Here is a 17,508-nt window from a genome sequence, read left to right as displayed (position 1 = left end):
CATGAACGAGTTGCGCAGCCTGACCGCCAGTCTGGCGATCCCCGGCATGCCGGAATGGACCGGCCTGCTGTTGCTCACCCTTGGCCTGCTCTGCGCCGCGGCCTTCCTGCTGATGCCGTTCAGCGTCTTCGGCGTGAAGTCGCGGCTCGAGGCGCTGGAGGTGCAGCTCGACGAGATCCAGGCCGAATTGCGGGAACTGGCGATGCGGCTGCAGGAGCCGGCGCTCGCCGCGCGCCGCCCGGCGGTGGCGGAGGACTGGGTCGAGCCCCCCTCCTTCGTGGCCGGCCGCGCCGAGCGCGATCCGCCCCGCGTCGTGGCGCCGCCGGTGCCGCCGCCGCCGGCCTGGCCGCAACCCGGCCCCCGCGGCGGCCGCGCCGAGCCGCGGCTGGACTGGCCGCGCCAGCGCTGAGTCCCCAGCGCTGAGCCCGGGCTGCTCCGGGCGGGGCCTCAGCGCCCCGCCGGAGCGGCGCGCAGAGCGCCCACCACCGCCTGGGTGAAGCCGTCGGCGTCCATGTCGATCAGGTCCTTCTGCCGCGTCGGGACAGCGACGAAGACCTTGACGAAGCGCCCTGCGGCCAGGCCCACGCACATCTGCTGCCACATCGCCGTGCGGCCATAGGTGCCTTCCAGCGTGGCGCAGCGGACCGGCGCGCCCCCCGCCACCGGCAGGTCCCGCCGGTGGCTCTCGGCCATCTGCTTGCCGGGCGCCGGGGTCGTGCTGTCCCGCACCCCCTCGTCCAGCTGCGCCTCGATGACGGGGGGCGGGGTATCGGGCGGCAGGGCGGGGTGCCCCCGGTCGTAGAGGATCACCGAGGCGATGGCGGCGCGCGCCGCCACGCCGTTGCGCATGTCGGTGGCATAGTCCACCGCGCGGCCCTGGCCGGGCTGGGCGGCCTCCATATCCGTGGTGATCCCCCGGCTGAAGCCGGCCGCCGAGGCCGGCAGGCGCCCCAGCGCCTCGTCGAGGCCGGGACGGTCCGCGGACATGGGCCCGGAGGGCTGGGCGGCGCAGGCCGCCAGCAGGAGGGCCGCCAGCAGGCCGGCCTTCAATGCGCCGCCCCTGGCAGGTTCAGCCCCAGTTGCAGTGTCGCATTCGCCATCAGCAGCCCCTCCCACAGAAGTTCCAGGCCGATATAGGCGATCAGCGCCACGCCGACATAGGCAATGACCTTGAACCGGTCCAGGAGTTTGGCCAGCAGGCCGCCGAGCAGGCCCATCATGACGATGGACACGCCGAGGCCGATGACCAGAAGGGTGAGGTTGGAGCGCGCCACGGCGGCGACGGCCAGCACGTTGTCGAGGCTCATCGACACATCGGCGAGGATGATCTGCCACAGCGCCTGGCCGATCGACTTCTCCCTGGGCGCGGCATGCGCTCCACCTTCCGCCTCCTGCGCCCCGCCGCGCAGCTCGCGGAAGAAGGTCCAGGCGATGTAGAGCAGGGCCAGGCCGCCCACCAGGTCGATCCACCAGAACTCCAGCAGCAGGGTGGCGAAGATCGAGAAGACGATGCGCAGCACCGCGGCGGCGATCACCCCGAAGAGCACGGCCTTGGCGCGCAGCCGCTCCGGCAGGCCGGCGGCGGCCATGCCGATGACGACGGCATTGTCGCCCGACAGGATGATGTTCAGCCACATGATCTCGGCCAGCGCGGGCAGCATGCCGGTGAAGGCGTCCATAGTTCCTCGCTCAGTGTCGATGGCGGGCCGCGGCGCCGCCCGGCACGGCGCCACGGACCGGGAAGGAAGGGGCGGGAACGCTCGGGGAGACGGCCCTCCCCGTCAAGGCGGAGGCGTCCGGCGCATGACGGAGGGGCAATCCGATGCGGAACCGGGCTCATTTTCGGCGCTCCGGCCGGCCCGCCTGCAAACCGGCACGAAAAAGGGCCGTCCCCTCGCGGGAGCGGCCCCTTCCGTCAGGCCGCGCCGATGCGCGACCCGATCCTCAACCGATGGTCCTCAACCGGTGATGAAGGGCAGGATCTCCCCGCCACCCTTCCATATCATCTCGACCGCGACATAGAGGATGACCAGCAGGCCGACCCAGGCGATCCAGCGGTGCCGCTCCAGCAGCTTGGCGATGAAGGTGGCGGCGACGCCCATCAGCACCACCGACATGGCCAGGCCGATGACCAGGATGTAGAGGTGGTCCTTGGCCGCGCCGGCCACCGCCAGCACGTTGTCGAGGCTCATGGAGACGTCGGCGACCAGGATCTGGATGATCGCGCCGCGCAGCGTCTTGCGCTCGCCGGTCTGCGCGGCCTCGCCCTGCGCCTCGAGCTCGGCCTCGGTCACCTCCGACTGATGGCCGCGCTGAAGCTCGCGGAACATCTTGTAGCAGACCCAGAGCAACAGGACGCCGCCGGCGAAGGTCAGGCCGACAATGGCGAGCAGCTGGGTGGTGATGGCGGCGAAGCCGATGCGCATGACCGTCGCGGCGGCGATGCCCCAGAAGATCGCCTTGCGGCGCTGGTCCGCCGGCAGGCCGGCGGCGGCCATGCCGACCACGATGGCATTGTCGCCGGCCAGCACGAGGTCGATCAGGAGGACCTGCCCGAGCGCGATCAGCTCAGGCATCCAGGCAGATAAATCCATTTGTCGCTTTCCCGGGCGAAGAGAAGAATGGCTGATCGCGTGCGGGGCCAGGGTTGTCAACCTGTCGGCAACCCGTCACACAGCGCCGCTCCCGCCCCCCTCCGCGCCCTGCCGGCCCCCGCTTCCGGCCGGCCCAGACGACAAGGATCGCCCGCCATGGTCCCGCGCTATGCCCGCTCCGAGATGACCGCCATCTGGTCTCCCGCCTCGCGTTACCGGATCTGGTTCGAGATCGAGGCGCTGGCCGCCGAGGCGATGGGCCGGCTCGGCACCATCCCGGCCGAGGCCGCCGCGGCGATCCGCGAGAAGGGCGCGCCGCTGGCCGCCGCCATCTCCGAGGCCGACATCGCCCGGATCGACGAGATCGAGCGGGAGACAAGGCACGATGTCATCGCCTTCCTCACCTGGATGGCCGAGGGCATCGGTGAGAGCGCGCGGTTCATGCATCAGGGGCTGACCAGCTCGGACGTGCTCGACACCTGCCTCTCGGTGCAGCTCGCCCGCGCCGCCGACCTGCTGCTCGCCGAGCTCGACCGGCTGCTCGCGGCGCTGCGCCGCCGCGCCGAGGAGCACAAGTACACGCCGACCATCGGCCGCAGCCACGGCATCCATGCCGAGCCCACCACCTTCGGCCTGAAGCTCGCCGGACATTACGCCGAATTCATGAGAAACCGGGCCCGCCTGGTCGCCGCGCGGGCGGAGATCGCCACCTGCGCGATCTCGGGCGCCGTCGGCACCTTCGCCGCCGTGGACCCGCGGGTGGAGGCCTTCGTGGCGGAGAAGCTCGGCCTCGCGGTGGAGCCGGTCTCCACCCAGGTCATCCCGCGCGACCGTCACGCGGCCTTCTTCTGCACGCTCGCCGTCATCGCCTCGGGCATCGAGCGGCTGGCGGTCGAGGTGCGGCACCTGCAGCGCAGTGAGGTGCGCGAGGCGGAGGAGTATTTCCATCCCGGCCAGAAGGGCTCCTCGGCCATGCCGCACAAGCGCAACCCGGTGCTGTCGGAAAACCTGACGGGCCTGGCGCGGGTGGTGCGCGGCTTCGCCATGCCGGCGCTGGAGAACGTCGCGCTCTGGCACGAGCGGGACATCAGCCATTCCTCGGTCGAGCGCTTCATCGGCCCGGACGCCACCATCACCCTCGATTTCGCGCTCGCCCGGCTGACCGGGATGATCGACAGGCTGACCGTCTATCCGGCGCGGATGGAAGCCAACCTGGAGAGCCTGGGCGGCGTGGTGCACAGCCAGAAGGTGCTGCTGGCCCTGACGCAGGCCGGCCTCTCGCGCGAGGGCGCCTACCGCGCCGTGCAGCGCGCCGCCATGGCGACCTGGACCGCGCTCGGCCAGCCGGAGGCCCGCTCCTTCCGCGACAATCTCCTGGCCGATGAGGAGGTGGCGGGACGGCTGGATGCGGCGGCGCTCGACAAGGCGATCGATCCGCAACGCGACTTCCGCCATGTCGAGACCATCTTCGCGCGGGTTTTCGGCGCCGGCTGAGGTCCGCGCACGCGCTTGTGACGGCGGCCACACCGCCGCCCGTCGCCGGCCATGGTTCCGCCGCAAGCCAGGACCAGATTAGGGCCCTGACAGGAGGAACCGATCATGCCTCGCTTGCGTGACCTGGCCCTGGCCGGCCTGCTCTCCCTGGGGGCGCTGCTGGCCACCGGCCTGGGCCCGGCGCCGGCCCGGGCCGATGAGGTGGTGCTGGTGCATGACCACTGGCGGCGCGGCCCGCCGCCGCCACGCTGGCACCGCCCGCCGCCACCGCCGCGCTATGGCTACTACCGCCCGCCGCCGCCGCGCTATTACCACCCGCCGCCGCGCTACGGCTATTATCCGCCGCCGCCACCGCCGCGCCATTACCGGCCGCCGCCGGGCGTCTACTTCCAGTTCTGAGCCGGCATGAGAAAGGGGCGGGTTCTCCCGCCCCTTCCGCACATATCGGCGCCGTGGCCCTCAGACCGGCCGCGCCGGATGCGGTTCGTCCGATCCGCCCGGGGGCGTCGGGTTGCCGGTGGGCGGTTCCGGCGGCTCAGGCACCGGCCTGGGTCCCGGCGCCGGGGCAGTGCCGCCCGCCGCGGCGGTGGTCGGGTCCGCGGCCGGGTCCAGCGTGCTGACCTCCGGTGTGGCGATCTCCGGTGTGGCGACCTCCGGCGACGTGGCGCCGGAGGCGGTCGCGCCGGAGAGGCCGGCCTCCGTTCCACCCGGCGCCGCGGCCAGCTTCGCCTCCAGCACGGCAACCCGCCCGGCCAGGGCGCCGGCCTCCTCGCGCGCCCGGCGGGCGACCTCGAGCGCCGCGTCGAGATCCTCGCGCCGGACCAGCTCCAGGCGCTGCACCATGGTCTCCACCTGCGACTTCGCCATGGCCTCGACCTCGGCCCGCAGGCCGGCCATCACGGAGAAGGCGCCGCCCGCCATGCCGGCCAGGTCGTCGAAGAACCGGCCGCGCCGGCCGGGTCCCTGCCCGGCGCCCGCGCCCGGATTGCTCCCCGAACCGCTCCCCGGATTGCTCCCGGGATTGCTCCCCTGGCCCGTCTCGGTGCCTGACTCCACCATCGCTCTGCTCTCCTCGTTCCGGCGGAAGCGCCGATCCTGTTGCCTGTGTCGGCCGGGGTGGCCGGGCCGCCGGCGGCTTGCCCCCATCGGGGCCGGACGCCTATACCCGGCGCGCCCGGCGGGCGACCATTCCCTCCCGCTCCACACCGTCGCGGAAGGCTACAACGATGTATCTGGTCACTGGTGGCGCCGGTTTCATCGGCTCCAATCTCGTCGCCGCCCTGTGTGAACGCGACGCCGAGGTGCTGGTTTGCGACCGGCTGCGCGGCGGCGAGCCGGGGCGCGAGAAGTGGCGCAACCTGGCGCGCCACAACATCGCCGGCATCCTGCATCCCGAGCAGCTCTGGCCCTATCTGGACAGCCGGCCGAAGCTCGACGCCATCCTGCATCTCGGCGCCATCAGCGACACCACGGTGCGCGACGGCGACCTGGTGGCGGAGAACAACCTTGCCCTGACGCTGCGCCTCTGGGCCTGGTGCGCCGAGGCCGGCGTGCCGCTGGTCTATGCCTCCTCCGCCGCCACCTATGGCGACGGCGCCGAGGGCTTCGACGATGACGCGGCGCCGGAGCATCTGGCCCGCCTGCGCCCGCTCAACCTCTACGGCTGGTCGAAGCACGCGACGGACCGGCGCATCGCCGAGCTGCTGCGGCGCGGCTACCCGGCCCCGCCGCAATGGGCCGGCCTGAAGTTCTTCAACGTCTACGGGCCGAACGAATTCCACAAGGGCCGCATGGCCAGCGTGGTGCTGCACAAGTTCCGCCAGATCATGACCGGCGCGCCGGCCACGCTGTTCCGCTCCGACCGCGAGGGCATCGCCGACGGCGAGCAGCTGCGCGACTTCGTGCATGTCGATGACTGCGTCTCGGTGATGCTCTGGCTGCTGGACAACCGCCACGTCTCCGGCCTGTTCAACGTCGGCACCGGCACGGCGCGCAGCTTCCTCGACCTGACGCGCGCGATCTACGCCGCGCTCGACCGCACGCCGGAGATCGCCTTCATCGAGATGCCGGTCGACCTCGTCGGCAAGTACCAGTACTTCACCCAGGCGCGGATGGACCGGCTGCGCGCCGCCGGCTTCGACGGCACCGCGACGGCGCTGGAGGACGGCGTCCGCCGCTACGTGCGGGACTTCCTCACCCAGCCCGACCCTTATCGCTGAAGGCCGCCGGATGCTGCTCGCCATCCCCTTCCCCGCCATCGACCCCGTGCTGGTCGAGATCGGGCCCCTGGCCATCCGCTGGTACGCCCTGGCCTATATCGCCGGCATCCTGATCGGCTGGCGGCTGATGCGCCGGCTTGCCGCCCTGCCGCCGGTGGCGGCGACGGCGCAGCAGGTGGACGACTTCGTGACCTGGGCGGTGCTCGGCGTGATCCTGGGCGGGCGGCTCGGCTATGTCCTGTTCTACCAGACCGACCACTACCTCTCCGCCCCCTGGGAGGCGCTGTATCTCTGGAAGGGCGGCATGTCCTTCCATGGCGGCGCGGCGGGCGTCGTCCTGGCGATGTATCTCTACTGCCGCAACCAGGGCCTCTCCTTCCGCCGTTTCGGCGACCGGCTGACGCCGGTGGTGCCGATCGGCCTGTTCCTCGGCCGGCTGGCGAACTTCATCAATGGCGAGCTCTGGGGCCGCGTCAGCGACGTGCCCTGGGCCATGGTCTTTCCGCATGCCGGGCCGGAGCCGCGCCATCCGAGCCAGCTCTACCAGGCCTTCCTGGAGGGCGCCTGTCTCTTCGTGCTGCTGCAGATGCTGGTCCGCGTCCCCGGCCTGCGGGCGCGCAAGGGCTTCGTCGCCGGCGCCTTCCTGGCGGGCTATGGCGTGGCGCGGATGATCGGCGAGGTCTTCCGCCAGCCGGATGCGCAGCTCGGCTTCCTCTTCAGCTTCCCCGGGGGCGGCGCCACCATGGGCCAGCTCCTTTCCATCCCGATGGTGCTGATCGGCCTCGGGCTGATGATCGCGGCGCGGCCCGACCCGGCGGCGGAACCCGCCAGCGCGCGGGCGTGACGCCGGTGGTGGCCCCGGCGTCCAGGGCGGGCGCGGAGCGCCTCGACCGGTTCATGGCCCGCGCCGTGGCCGCCTACTACGCGCGACGCGATCCCTTCGGCGCGGCCGGCGACTTCACCACCGCGCCCGAGATCTCCCAGGCCTTCGGCGAATGCCTCGGCCTCTGGACCGCCGTGCTCTGGCAGCGGATGGGCCGGCCCGACCCGGTGCTGCTGGTCGAGCTCGGCCCCGGGCGCGGCACGCTGATGGCCGATGCGCTGCGCGCCATCGCCCAGGTCATGCCGGGCTTCCGCGCCGCGCTGCGGCTGCATCTGGTCGAGCAGAGTCCGGTGCTGCGCGCCGCCCAGGCCGCGCGTCTGGCGGACGCCGCCCCGACCTGGCACGACGCGACCGAGGGCCTGCCGCCCGGCCCCGCGCTGATCCTCGGAAACGAGTTCCTCGACGCCCTGCCGATCCGCCAGTTCGTCCGCCGGGGCGGCGCCTGGCGGGAGCGTTTCGTGGAAGGCGGCGCCTTCGTCGAAGGCCCGGCCGAGGACGCGCCGCCCCTGCCTGACGCGGCGCCCGAGGGCGCGGTGCGGGAGGTCGGCGAGGCCGCCCTGGCCCTGGCGGCCGGCCTCGGCGCCCGGCTCGCCGCCCAGGGGGGAGCCGCGCTGTTCCTCGACTACGGGCCGGCCGAGAGCGGCTTCGGCGACTCGCTGCAGGCCCTCGCCCGCCATGCCGCCGCCGATCCGCTGGCGGCGCCGGGCGAGGCGGATCTGACCGCGCATGTCGATTTCGCGGCGATCGCCGCCGCCGCCCGCGCCGGCGGCGCCGTCACGGCCGGGCCCTTGCCGCAGGGGATCTTCCTGCAATCCCTCGGCCTCGTCACCCGCGCCGCCATGCTGGCCCGGGCCAGGCCGGAGAGCGCCGGGATGCAGCTTTCCGCGGCGCAGCGGCTGATCGCCCCCGAGGGCATGGGCCGGCTGTTCAAGGCCCTGGCGCTTTGCCACCCTGGCCTCCGCCATCCTGGCCTGCCACCCCTTCCGGGCTTCGAGACCGCATGAGCGCCGAATTCCTCACCGACCCCGCCCTGGACGGGCTGCCGCACGGCTTCTTCACCCGCCGCGGCGGCGTCTCCACCGGCGGCTTCGCCAGCCTCAACTGCTCGCTCTCCGGCCGCGACGACCCGGACGCGGTGGCCGCCAACCGCGCCCGCGCCATGGCGGCGCTCGGCCTGCCCGCCGCGGCGCTCTCCGGCGCGCACCAGGTGCATGGCATCACCGTCGCCACCGTGACCGCGCCGGTCCCCAATGCCCGCCGCCCCGAGGCCGATGCGCTGGTCACCGACCGGCCTGGCCTCGCGCTCGGCATCGTCACCGCCGATTGCGGGCCGGTGCTCTTCGCCGACCGCGCGGCCGGGGTGGTGGGCGCCGCCCATGCCGGCTGGCGCGGCGCCGTGGCCGGCGTGCTGGAGGCGACGCTGGACGCCATGGAGGCGCTGGGCGCGCGGCGGGCGCGCATCGCCGCCGTGGTCGGCCCCTGCATCCGCCAGCCCTCCTATGAGGTGGGCGCCGACCTGCGCGAGGCCGTGCTGGCCCACGCGGCGGCGGATGAGCGCTTCTTCACCGCCGCCTCGCGGCCGGGGCATTGGCAATTCGATCTGGCGGGCTATTGTGCCGCCCGCCTCGCCGCGGCCGGCACCGGGCATGTGGCGGTGGTCCAGGCCGACACCCTGGCCGAGCCGGACCGTTTCTTCAGCCACCGGCGACGCACCCTCGCCGGCGAGGGGCCGATCGGCCATCAGCTCTCCGCCATCGCCCCGCCCGGATGACACCCCGGATTGCCCCCCGGATAACCCCCATGCCCTACATGGTGATGTTCCTGTTCCTCTTCGCGCTGACCCTGCTGGTGTCCTGCCTTGCGCTGGTCTGACCGCTGCCGCCAGGCGGCACGGCTGCTGCGGCTCCTGCCGGCCGTGTTGCTGCTCGCCGCCTGCGTCGACATGCGGCCCTATGCCGGCAATCCGGGCGGTGCCGCGCCGCGGCTGGTGCTGCCGCCGGCCTACCGGATCGCCGTGCCGCCGCCGCAGCAGGCGCTGCTGACCGATGCCGGCGCGCAGGCCTTCGCCCGCGAGCTGGCCGAGGCGCTGCAGGCCAATGAGGTGCCCGCCGCCGCCACCGATCCCAACCCGCTCGACTGGCCGCTGACCGTGACCGCCGAGCGGCAGGGGCAGGCGGTCCGTCCGCGCTATGAGCTGCGCGATGCCGATGGCGTCTCGCTCGGCACCGCCGAGGGCCAGGCGGTGCCGCTGCGTCTCTGGGGCGGCGAGGCTGCGGCGCAGTTCAAGGCGGTGGCCGTGGCGGATGCGCCGGCGGTGGCCGAGCTGCTCGGCCGGGTGGAGGCGGCGCGCAAGGCGAGCGACCCCGCCGCCCTGGCCGGCAAGGGGCCGATGCGCATCCGGCTCGCCGGGGTGAAGGGCGCGCCGGGCGACGGCAACACCAGCCTGAACGCCCGCATGCGCGACTTCCTGATCAAGCTCGGCTACCTGCCGCAGGATGGCGCCGAGGGCGCCACCTACGCGGTGCAGGGCGATGTCAAGGCGGTGGACGTGCCGGGGGGCCAGCAGCGCATCGAGCTGCAATGGATCGTCTCCCGCCGCGATGGCCACGAGCTGGGCCGGGTGGTGCAGCTGAACGAGGTGCCGCGCGGCACGCTGAACGGCCTGTGGGGCGACGTCGCCTATGTGGTCGCCGAGCAGGCGGCGGGCGGCATCCGGGAGGTGCTGCAGAACGCCGTGCTGCCGCCGGAGGAGGCGCCGAAGCCCGCGGCGGCGGCGGCGGCGCCGCCCGAGCCGCCGCCGCCCGCCCCGCGCGGCCGCGCCGGCTAGGGCGGCAACCGGCGGAAGCGGGGAGCCACCCTGAAGCTCAGCGCTCCCAGGCCGGGAAGGGGTCGGGCAGGCGCCGCCATCCCGCCTCGCCCAGGTGCAGCTCCGCCTCCCCCAGCAGGCAGGCGTCGAGGTCGCGGCGCAGTGCCGCCTCGTCCATGTCGATGCCGATGAAGACGATCTCCTGCCGCCGGTCGCCGAAGGGCTCGCGCCACGCCGCCATCACCCGGGCCCGCCACTCCGGCTCAGTCGGCCAGTGGCGCGGATCGGTGGCGGCCCACCAGAAGCCGGCGGCCTCGTGCCGGCCGATGCTGCCGGCGAGCTGCCAGCTGCCCGCCCAGCCCATCCGGCTGGCCAGCCAGAAGAAGCCCTTGGCCCGCAGCACGCCCGGCAGCGGCCCCTCGATGAAGGCCTTGAAGCGCGCCGGATGCAGCGGCCGGCGCGCCCGCCAGACGAAGTTCGTGATGCCGAACTCCTCGGATTCGGGCCGGTGCGGGCCGGACAGGGCCTGTGCCCAGCCCGCCGCCTGGCTGGCGCGGGCGAAATCGAAGCGGCCGGTCTCCAGCACCTTGCCGAGCGGCACCCGGCCGTGCCGGGCGGGGATGATCTCGGCGCCCGGGTTGAGCCCGCGCAGCAGGGCCGCCAGCCGCCCCGCCTCCTCCCGCTCCAGCAGGTCGATCTTGTTGACGACGATGACATCGGCGAACTCCACCTGCTCGATCAGCAGGTCGACCAGCAGCCGGTCATCCGCCTCCCCCGCCACCTCGCCGCGCTGGCGCAGCGATTCTGTGCTGCCGTAGTCGCGCAGGAAGGTCGCGGCGTCGACCACCGTGACCATGGTGTCGAGCCGGGCGAGGTCGGACAGGGAATGGCCCTCCGCGTCGCGGAAGTCGAAGGTGGCGGCGACCGGCATGGGCTCGGCGATGCCGGTGCTCTCGATCAGCAGGGCGTCGAAGCGCCCCTCACGGGCCAGGCGCGCCACCTCCGCCATGAGGTCCTCGCGCAGGGTGCAGCAGATGCAGCCATTGCTCATCTCGACCAGCCTCTCCTCCGTGCGCGACAGGCCGCCCCCCTGCGCCACCAGCGCCGCGTCGATGTTCACCTCCGACATGTCGTTGACGATGACCGCGACGCGCCGGCCCTCGCGATTGGCCAGCACATGGTTCAGCAGGGTGGTCTTGCCGGCGCCGAGGAAGCCGGAGAGCACGGTGACCGGCAGGAGGGAGGCGGGACTGGCGGGGGCGAGGGTCATGGCAGGGGGATCCGTCCGGGTTCGTCGAGGCAGAGCAGGAGCCGCGCCGGCCCACCGGGCGGGCATGGCGGCGAGCGGTGGATGCAGCCCATGCCGGCCTGACCGGGATGGGCCTCGCCCTTCAGCAGGGCGACGGCGCCGGTGCCGAGGCGCTGCGCCGGCACGGGCGGCGGCTCCGGCAGGGCCCGGGCGGCGGCGGCGCCGCCCGGCAGCGGCAGCCACTCCGTGGCGGGGCCGCGATAGGTGCAGAGCAGGCGGAGGGAGACGGCATCGACATGGAAGCGCCGGCAGGCCGCATCCCCCACCACCTCCAGCCGCAGGCGCAGCCGGGTCTGGTCCGTCAGGCCGGCGAAGAGCAGCGCCAGCCCATGAATGTCCGGCAGCAGACTTTGCGGCGCCCCGGGCGGCAGGCGGCACGCCAGGGCGGGAAGGAGATCCGCGACCGGCGCCTCGAGCACAGCGGCGAAGGGCGCGGCGCACAGGGTCGCCGCGCCCCGCCGCAGGGGGGCCGGCAGCGGCCGGTCCCAGATGGCGAGCTGGACACCCGGCCGCAGGATGCCCAGCAACGCCTCGGGCGTGGCGCCGGCGACCACGGAGGGCCGGCCGGCCGGGGACGATCCGGGTGCGATCCGGGGGCCGGGAGGGTCGAGGAAGGTCTCGCAGGTCAGGGCCATTTAGATATGTTATAACATTTCATTTTGAGCGCAAGCGCAGCCCCGATCCGCGGCCGCCGCATGCCGAAGCGCCGCGGGGCGATAGACATCGCACCGTCACGTTGCTACCACGCGCCCGTTCCTCGCCGGGCCCGATCCTCCCCCCAGGGGCCGTTGGGGTCCCCGCCGCCCGGAGATGCCGCGTCCCATGAAGATCGTCGCCTGCAACAGCAACCGCCCCCTCGCCGAGGCCGTTGCCGCCGCGCTGAACCTGCCGCTGACGCAGGCCTCCATCCGCCGCTTCGCCGACATGGAAGTGTTCGTGGAAATCCACGAGAACGTCCGCGGCGAGGATGTCTTCGTGGTGCAATCCACCTCCTATCCGGCGAACGACAACCTGATGGAGCTGCTGATCACGCTGGACGCGCTGAAGCGCGGCTCCGCCCGCCGCGTCACCGCCGTGATCCCCTATTTCGGCTATGCCCGCCAGGACCGGAAGTCCGGGCCGCGCACGCCGATCAGCGCCAAGCTGGTGGCCAACCTGATCACCCGGGCCGGCGCCGACCGCGTGCTGACGCTCGACCTGCATGCCGGGCAGATCCAGGGCTTCTTCGATATCCCCGTGGACAATCTCTACGCCGCGCCGCTCTTCGCCCGCGACATCCTGGAGCGCTACAAGGGCCGCGACCTGATGGTCGTCTCCCCCGATGTCGGCGGCGTGGTGCGCGCGCGCGCCATCGCCGCGCGGCTGCACACCGACCTCGCCATCATCGACAAGCGCCGCCCCCGCGCCGGCGTGTCCGAGGTGATGAACGTGATCGGCGATGTCGAGGGCCGCGACTGCATCCTGGTCGATGACATCGTCGATTCGGGCGGCACCCTCTGCAATGCCGCCGAGGCGCTGCTGAAGAACGGCGCCCGCTCGGCCTCGGTCTACGTCACGCACGGCGTGTTCTCCGGCGGCGCCGTCGCCCGCATCGGCGCCGCGCCGATCGAGCAGATGGTGGTGACGGACAGCATCCAGGCGACCGAGGCGGTGCGCGTCTCCTCCAACATCCGGCAGCTCACCATCGCGCCGCTGCTGGCCGAGGCGGTGCGCCGCATCTCCGAGGAAAGCTCGGTCTCCACCCTGTTCAACTGAACCGCCGCGCCCAGGCCATCCCGGCCTGGGCCGCCCCTACCCCCCTTGCACCCCGGCCCCGCGCCGCCGATGTTCGTCGCCGCCATCCTGTGGGGGAACGACACCATGAAGCTCTACTACTCGCCCGGCGCCTGCTCGCTCGGCATCCACGTCATCCTGGAGGAGATCGGCCAGCCCTATGAGGCGGTGCTGGTCGCGCTGAAGGATGGCGCGCAGCACAAGCCGGAGTTCCAGGCGGTCAATCCCAAGGCGAAGGTGCCGGCGCTGCAGCGCCCGGACGGCTCGGTGCTGACCGAATGGCCGGCCATCGCCTTCTACCTGGCCGCCTCCAACCCGCAGGCCGGCCTCTGGCCCGAGGGCGTCGAGGCGCAGGCCCGCTGCCTCGAGGCAATGGACTACATCTGCGGCACCATCCATCCGCAGGGGTTCACCCGCCAGTTCCGCGCCGCCAACTTCACCCCCACCGAGGCCGACCAGCCCAAGGTGATCGAACAGGGCAAGGCCCTGGCGAGCAAGGGCTTCGAGACGCTGGACAAGCTCTGGGCCGGCCAGGACTGGCTGCTGCCCGGCGGCTATTCGGTGGCCGACGCGGCGCTATTCTTCGTCTCCTTCTGGGCGATCAGGCGCGTCGGCATGCCGGTGCCGCCCCGCATCACGGCGCATTTCGAGCGCATGCTGGCCCGCCCCGCCGTGCAGCGCACCCTCGCCACCGAGGGCTTGTCAGCCTGATGCCGCTGACCCCCGCCGCCTTCTGGTTCCTGCGCCATGGCGAGACCGACTGGAACGCCCAGGGGCTGAGCCAGGGCAACGTCGACATCCCGCTCAACGCGGTCGGCATCGCCCAGGCGGAGCGGGCGGCGGAGGCGCTGAAGGGCAAGGCCATCGCCACCATCGTCTCCTCGCCGCTCGGCCGCGCCCGCCGCACGGCGGAGACGGTGGCGGCGGCGCTCGGCCTGCCGGTGCGGATCCATGAGCCGCTGCGCGAGGTCTCCTTCGGCGTGCAGGAGGGCCAGCCCATGGCGGGCTGGTTCGACGACTGGGTGGAGGGCCGCTTCACGCCCGAGGGGGCGGAGAGCTTCCCCGCCCTGCGCGAGCGGACGGTGGCGGCGATCAACCACTGCCTCGCCCTGCCCGGGCCGGTGCTGGTGGTGGCGCATGGCGCGCTCTGGCGCGCCTTCCGCGCCGAGGCCGGGCTGGCGCCCAATGTGCGCACGCCCAACGCCCTGCCGATGTGGGTGACGCCGCCCCGGCCGGGCGAGACGGCCTGGAGCTTCGACCCCTTGCCGCTGGGCTGACGGCCGGGCCCGCGTGGTGGGGGGATTCCGCCCCGCCGCCCGCCTCCCCTTAACGTGGCGCGCCGCTGCGGCTATGGTCCGGCCCGCTTTTCACAGAGGCCGGATACCTTGCCGGATATCTTCGACGAAGTTCAGGAGGAGCTGCGGGCCGAGCGGGCCCGGCAGCTCGGCGCCCGCTATGGCGCCATTCTCGCCGGCATCGCGCTTCTCGCGCTGATCGGCATCGGCGGCTGGCAGGGCTGGCGCTGGTACCAGCAGCGGCAGGCCGATCAGGCCGCCATCGTCTTCCTGCAGGCCAGCGCCGCCGCCGAGGCGCAGGGCGCCGATCTGAGGGCCGCGGCCGACCGCTTCGCCATGCTGGTCCCGACGGCGCCGGAGGGCTACCGGGTCCTCGCCCGCTTGCGCGCCGCCGCGCTCAAGGCGGAAACCGGCCAGCGGGAGGAAGCCCTGGCGCTGTGGGACGCCCTGGCCGCCGATCAGGCGGCGCCACAGATCTATCGCGACCTGGCCAGCCTGATGTGGGCGCTGCACGGGCTGGACAGCCAGGACCCGGCGGCGCTGGCGGCGCGGCTGGAGCCGCTGGCGCGGCGCGACAGCGCCTGGCAGGCCTCGGCGCGCGAGATGCAGGCGCTGCTGGCGATCCGCCGCGGCGAGACGACGGAAGCGAAACGTACCCTGGAGGCCCTGGCCAACGACGTGACCGCCCCGCGCGGCCTGCGTGACCGGGCGGGCCGTCTGGCGGCGGGATTGGGGGTCTGATGCGAGGCAGGACGAACTGGACGCGCCGCACGGCGCTGTTGGGCGGTGCCGGGCTGCTGGCCGGGTGCTCCACCTTCGACGACCTCTTCGGCGAGGCCAAGACCAAGCTGCCGGGCGAGCGGCGCTCGATCCTGACAGCGCGGCGGGAGCTGGCGGCCGATCCCGCCCTGGCGGGGCAGCCGCTCCTCCTGCCCCCGGCCGCGGACCGGGCCGACTGGCCGCAGCCCGGCGGCAATGTCGCCCACAGCCCCGGCCACGCGGCCCTCGCCGGGCAGCCGGCGGAAGCCTGGCGCGCCTCGGCCGGCACCGGCAGTGGCTATCGCCGGCGCATCACCGCCGGCCCGGTGGTGGCGGAGAACACGGTCTTCACCGTCGATGCCTATGGCGTTGTCTCCGCCTTCGATCTGGCGGGCGGCGGGCGGCGCTGGCGCTTCGACACCCGGCCCGAGGAGGACAGCACCGGGGCCGTGGGCGGCGGCTGCAGCCACGACCAGGGCCTGCTCTTCGTCGCCACCGGCATGGCCGAGCTTCTGGCGCTGAACCCCGCCGACGGGCAGCCGCGCTGGCGCAAGCGCCTCGCCGCCCCGGCGCGCGGCGCCCCGGCCGTGGCGGGCGGCCGGGTCTTCGTGCCGACCATCGACAACCAGCTCCTGGCCTTCTCGGCCGAGGACGGGCGCGCGCTCTGGAACTACCGCGCCCAGGCGGCGACGGCGGTGCCGCTCGGCCTCCCGGCGCCGGCGGTGCAGGACGATTTCCTGGTGGCCGGCTTCCCCTCCGGCGAGCTGGTCGCGATGCGCCCGGCGGATGGCCAGCTGCTCTGGTCCGAGAGCCTGGCGGGCCAGGGCCTGGGCGGGCTGGGCGAGATCACCGGCATCCGCGGCCTGCCGGTGATCCAGGACGGGCGGGTCTATGCCATGGGCATGGGCGGCACCTCCATGGCGGTCGATCTGCGCTCCGGGCGGCGCCTCTGGGAACGCGAGGTGGGCGGCACCGAGACGCCGCTGCCGGTGGGCGACTGGCTGTTCCTAATCGGCGCCAGCGGCGAGTTGCTGGCGCTCGGCCGCGAGGATGGCCGGATCCGCTGGATCACCGACCTCAACGCCCCGCCACCGGGCCAGGAGCGGCGCGACGAACCGGCCAGCTTCGCGGCGCCCATCCTGGCGGGCGGGCGGCTCATCCTGCCCTCCAGCGCCGGCGAGGCGCTGCTGGTCGATCCGGCCGAGGGCACCGTCAGCGGCCGCCTGCGGCTGCGCGGCCCGGCGACCCTGCCGGGCGCCGTCGCCCAGGCCACGCTGCTGCTGCTCGACGACGACGGCACGCTGATGGCCTTCCGCTGATTCCTCGCCGCGGGGCCCACAGGGTCCCGCGGCGGATAGCAGCAGAAAATCGTTTACAAGTCGTAAAATAATCTCATTATCGAGACGTTCCTCTTCCGGAAGGTCTCGACATGGTGAAGCTCATCCTTGGCACGCCCGGCGTCTATGCCTGGCAGACCACCGGCGCCGCCGATGAGGTCTGGGGCACCGTCGGCGCCGACAGCGTCTGGGCGGGCGGCGGCCATGACTGGATTTTCGGCGGCGCGGGCGATGACAGCCTCGGCGGCGGCGAAGGGGACGACACCCTGCTCGGCGGCGACGGCAACAACAGCCTCTTCGGCGGCGCCGGCAACGACATCCTCCACGCCTCCGGCAGCGGGCGGAACTTCGCCACCGGCGACGAGGGGGATGACGACATCAACTTCAGCGGCGCCACCGGCCCCTCCACGGTGCATGGCGGCACCGGCCATGATGTCATCCGCACCGGCCGGGGCCAGGACTTCATCACCGGCGGCGAGGGCGACGACACGATCAGCGCCGGCCAGGGCGACGACACCCTCCACGGCGGCGGCGGGCACGACACCCTCACCGCCGGCCAGGGCGACGATTTCATCACCGGCGACGACGGCGACGACACGATCAACGCCGGCGACGGCAATGACCGCATCCATGGCGGCGCCGGCGACGACCAGATCAATGGCGGTCTGGGCGACGACTTCATCACCGGCGATTCCGGCGATGACCGGATCATCGCCCGGCTCGGCGGCAACGACACCGTCTATGCCGGCGACGGCGACGACCGCCTGACCTACACCCTGGCCGAGGGCCGGGCGCTGTTCGACGGCCAGTCGGGCCATGACCTCTTCATCCTCGACCTCACCGGCGCGCAGTTCGCCGCCCACAAGGCCGAGATCCTCGCCTTCCGCGACTTCCTGGCGACGCCGCAGGCCGGCTGGGGCGCCGCCTTCACCTTCGAATCCACCGGCACGCTGGTGCGCGGCTTCGAGCGGCTGCAGCTGCGCGTCGATGACGAGGTGGTGCCGCCGCGCTCCGATCTCTGGAACTGACGGCATGAGGC

General features: G+C 73.2%; 20 protein-coding genes. 14 read left to right on the top strand and 6 right to left on the bottom strand.

The annotated features are described in order from the left end of the window. The first annotated feature begins 1 nt into the window (after position 1). A complete protein-coding gene (locus D9598_RS05365) occupies positions 2-409 on the top strand; it encodes a hypothetical protein (protein WP_198365363.1) in 408 nt (135 codons plus the stop codon). Positions 410-447: 38 nt separating this feature from the next. Here the strand turns inward: D9598_RS05365 and D9598_RS05360 are convergent, their stop codons facing one another. From D9598_RS05360 to D9598_RS05350, 3 genes are all read right to left on the bottom strand, one after another. Further along, positions 448-1,050, bottom strand: coding sequence for a hypothetical protein (locus D9598_RS05360; protein WP_198365362.1), 603 nt, complete (start codon positions 1,048-1,050; stop codon positions 448-450). Further along, entirely contained in the window at positions 1,047-1,679 is a 633-nt protein-coding gene (locus D9598_RS05355; protein WP_198365361.1) for a YjbE family putative metal transport protein, read from the bottom strand. The genes D9598_RS05360 and D9598_RS05355 overlap by 4 nt, the downstream gene beginning before the upstream one ends. Before the next feature lie 279 nt (positions 1,680-1,958). Further along, entirely contained in the window at positions 1,959-2,594 is a 636-nt protein-coding gene (locus tag D9598_RS05350) for a TerC family protein (RefSeq protein WP_198365360.1), read from the bottom strand. A gap of 156 nt (positions 2,595-2,750) precedes the next feature. Here D9598_RS05350 and purB point away from each other — a divergent pair, with 156 nt between their 5' ends. Together purB and D9598_RS05340 are read left to right on the top strand one after the other, a co-directional pair. Further along, positions 2,751-4,088, top strand: a complete 1,338-nt coding sequence (purB, locus tag D9598_RS05345; protein ID WP_198365359.1) for an adenylosuccinate lyase — start codon at positions 2,751-2,753, stop codon at positions 4,086-4,088. 105 nt (positions 4,089-4,193) lie between these two features. After that, positions 4,194-4,487 (top strand): hypothetical protein, encoded by a 294-nt coding sequence (locus tag D9598_RS05340; RefSeq protein ID WP_198365358.1) that lies wholly within the window; start codon positions 4,194-4,196, stop codon positions 4,485-4,487. 60 nt (positions 4,488-4,547) lie between these two features. Here the strand turns inward: D9598_RS05340 and D9598_RS20950 are convergent, their stop codons facing one another. Continuing rightward, positions 4,548-5,147: an accessory factor UbiK family protein gene (locus tag D9598_RS20950; RefSeq protein ID WP_232476913.1), complete on the bottom strand. Its 600-nt coding sequence runs from the start codon at positions 5,145-5,147 to the stop codon at positions 4,548-4,550. Between the two features lie 167 nt (positions 5,148-5,314). Here D9598_RS20950 and rfaD point away from each other — a divergent pair, with 167 nt between their 5' ends. From rfaD to D9598_RS05310, 5 genes are all read left to right on the top strand, one after another. After that, entirely contained in the window at positions 5,315-6,307 is a 993-nt protein-coding gene (gene rfaD, locus D9598_RS05330) for an ADP-glyceromanno-heptose 6-epimerase (protein WP_198365357.1), read from the top strand. Positions 6,308-6,317: 10 nt separating this feature from the next. Then, positions 6,318-7,151, top strand: coding sequence for a prolipoprotein diacylglyceryl transferase (gene lgt, locus D9598_RS05325; RefSeq protein ID WP_198365356.1), 834 nt, complete (start codon positions 6,318-6,320; stop codon positions 7,149-7,151). A gap of 53 nt (positions 7,152-7,204) precedes the next feature. Beyond that, positions 7,205-8,194, top strand: coding sequence for a class I SAM-dependent methyltransferase (locus tag D9598_RS05320; protein WP_198365355.1), 990 nt, complete (start codon positions 7,205-7,207; stop codon positions 8,192-8,194). Next, a complete protein-coding gene (gene pgeF / locus D9598_RS05315; RefSeq protein ID WP_198365354.1) occupies positions 8,191-8,961 on the top strand; it encodes a peptidoglycan editing factor PgeF in 771 nt (256 codons plus the stop codon). The genes D9598_RS05320 and pgeF overlap by 4 nt, the downstream gene beginning before the upstream one ends. A gap of 87 nt (positions 8,962-9,048) precedes the next feature. Beyond that, complete coding sequence (locus D9598_RS05310; protein WP_198365353.1) at positions 9,049-10,017, top strand: hypothetical protein; 969 nt, start codon at positions 9,049-9,051, stop codon at positions 10,015-10,017. A gap of 37 nt (positions 10,018-10,054) precedes the next feature. Here the strand turns inward: D9598_RS05310 and zigA are convergent, their stop codons facing one another. Together zigA and D9598_RS05300 are read right to left on the bottom strand one after the other, a co-directional pair. Next, positions 10,055-11,266: a zinc metallochaperone GTPase ZigA gene (zigA, locus tag D9598_RS05305; protein WP_198365352.1), complete on the bottom strand. Its 1,212-nt coding sequence runs from the start codon at positions 11,264-11,266 to the stop codon at positions 10,055-10,057. Next, on the bottom strand, positions 11,263-11,940 hold the full coding sequence (locus tag D9598_RS05300; protein ID WP_198365351.1) for a DUF1826 domain-containing protein: 678 nt from the start codon (positions 11,938-11,940) through the stop codon (positions 11,263-11,265). Before D9598_RS05300 ends, zigA begins: the two co-directional genes overlap by 4 nt. Before the next feature lie 187 nt (positions 11,941-12,127). Here D9598_RS05300 and D9598_RS05295 point away from each other — a divergent pair, with 187 nt between their 5' ends. The 6 genes from D9598_RS05295 (at position 12,128) to D9598_RS05270 (ending at position 17,497) form a co-directional block, all read left to right on the top strand. Further along, positions 12,128-13,060, top strand: a complete 933-nt coding sequence (locus D9598_RS05295; protein WP_198365350.1) for a ribose-phosphate pyrophosphokinase — start codon at positions 12,128-12,130, stop codon at positions 13,058-13,060. A 69-nt stretch (positions 13,061-13,129) separates the two neighbouring features. Continuing rightward, on the top strand, positions 13,130-13,789 hold the full coding sequence (locus tag D9598_RS05290) for a glutathione S-transferase family protein (RefSeq protein WP_232476912.1): 660 nt from the start codon (positions 13,130-13,132) through the stop codon (positions 13,787-13,789). After that, positions 13,789-14,355, top strand: coding sequence for a histidine phosphatase family protein (locus tag D9598_RS05285; protein WP_198365349.1), 567 nt, complete (start codon positions 13,789-13,791; stop codon positions 14,353-14,355). Before D9598_RS05290 ends, D9598_RS05285 begins: the two co-directional genes overlap by 1 nt. 108 nt (positions 14,356-14,463) lie before the next feature. Further along, positions 14,464-15,114, top strand: a complete 651-nt coding sequence (locus D9598_RS05280; protein ID WP_198365348.1) for a tetratricopeptide repeat protein — start codon at positions 14,464-14,466, stop codon at positions 15,112-15,114. Further along, entirely contained in the window at positions 15,114-16,451 is a 1,338-nt protein-coding gene (locus tag D9598_RS05275) for a PQQ-like beta-propeller repeat protein (protein ID WP_198365347.1), read from the top strand. The genes D9598_RS05280 and D9598_RS05275 overlap by 1 nt, the downstream gene beginning before the upstream one ends. A gap of 110 nt (positions 16,452-16,561) precedes the next feature. After that, positions 16,562-17,497 carry a calcium-binding protein gene (locus D9598_RS05270; RefSeq protein WP_198365346.1) on the top strand — a complete coding sequence of 312 codons (936 nt, stop codon included), beginning with the start codon at positions 16,562-16,564 and terminating at the stop codon, positions 17,495-17,497. The last annotated feature ends 11 nt before the right edge of the window (positions 17,498-17,508 follow it).

It is taken from the genome of Roseomonas sp. KE0001 (assembly GCF_016107285.1).
Classification (GTDB): domain Bacteria; phylum Pseudomonadota; class Alphaproteobacteria; order Acetobacterales; family Acetobacteraceae; genus Pseudoroseomonas.
The sequence above is the reverse complement of the archived record's forward strand: the minus strand, read 5'-3'. Positions and strand labels throughout refer to the sequence as shown.

Coding starts and splice junctions, on each gene's coding strand:
- zigA (WP_198365352.1), bottom strand. CDS start 11,266: ATGACCCTCGCCCCCGCCAGTCCCGCCTCCCTCCTGCCGGTCACCGTG.
- lgt (WP_198365356.1), top strand. CDS start 6,318: ATGCTGCTCGCCATCCCCTTCCCCGCCATCGACCCCGTGCTGGTCGAG.
- pgeF (WP_198365354.1), top strand. CDS start 8,191: ATGAGCGCCGAATTCCTCACCGACCCCGCCCTGGACGGGCTGCCGCAC.
- D9598_RS05270 (WP_198365346.1), top strand. CDS start 16,562: ATGGTGAAGCTCATCCTTGGCACGCCCGGCGTCTATGCCTGGCAGACC.
- D9598_RS20950 (WP_232476913.1), bottom strand. CDS start 5,147: ATGGTGGAGTCAGGCACCGAGACGGGCCAGGGGAGCAATCCCGGGAGC.
- purB (WP_198365359.1), top strand. CDS start 2,751: ATGGTCCCGCGCTATGCCCGCTCCGAGATGACCGCCATCTGGTCTCCC.
- D9598_RS05355 (WP_198365361.1), bottom strand. CDS start 1,679: ATGGACGCCTTCACCGGCATGCTGCCCGCGCTGGCCGAGATCATGTGG.
- D9598_RS05290 (WP_232476912.1), top strand. CDS start 13,130: ATGTTCGTCGCCGCCATCCTGTGGGGGAACGACACCATGAAGCTCTAC.
- rfaD (WP_198365357.1), top strand. CDS start 5,315: ATGTATCTGGTCACTGGTGGCGCCGGTTTCATCGGCTCCAATCTCGTC.
- D9598_RS05340 (WP_198365358.1), top strand. CDS start 4,194: ATGCCTCGCTTGCGTGACCTGGCCCTGGCCGGCCTGCTCTCCCTGGGG.
- D9598_RS05285 (WP_198365349.1), top strand. CDS start 13,789: ATGCCGCTGACCCCCGCCGCCTTCTGGTTCCTGCGCCATGGCGAGACC.
- D9598_RS05295 (WP_198365350.1), top strand. CDS start 12,128: ATGAAGATCGTCGCCTGCAACAGCAACCGCCCCCTCGCCGAGGCCGTT.
- D9598_RS05320 (WP_198365355.1), top strand. CDS start 7,205: ATGGCCCGCGCCGTGGCCGCCTACTACGCGCGACGCGATCCCTTCGGC.
- D9598_RS05275 (WP_198365347.1), top strand. CDS start 15,114: ATGCGAGGCAGGACGAACTGGACGCGCCGCACGGCGCTGTTGGGCGGT.
- D9598_RS05350 (WP_198365360.1), bottom strand. CDS start 2,594: ATGGATTTATCTGCCTGGATGCCTGAGCTGATCGCGCTCGGGCAGGTC.
- D9598_RS05365 (WP_198365363.1), top strand. CDS start 2: ATGAACGAGTTGCGCAGCCTGACCGCCAGTCTGGCGATCCCCGGCATG.
- D9598_RS05300 (WP_198365351.1), bottom strand. CDS start 11,940: ATGGCCCTGACCTGCGAGACCTTCCTCGACCCTCCCGGCCCCCGGATC.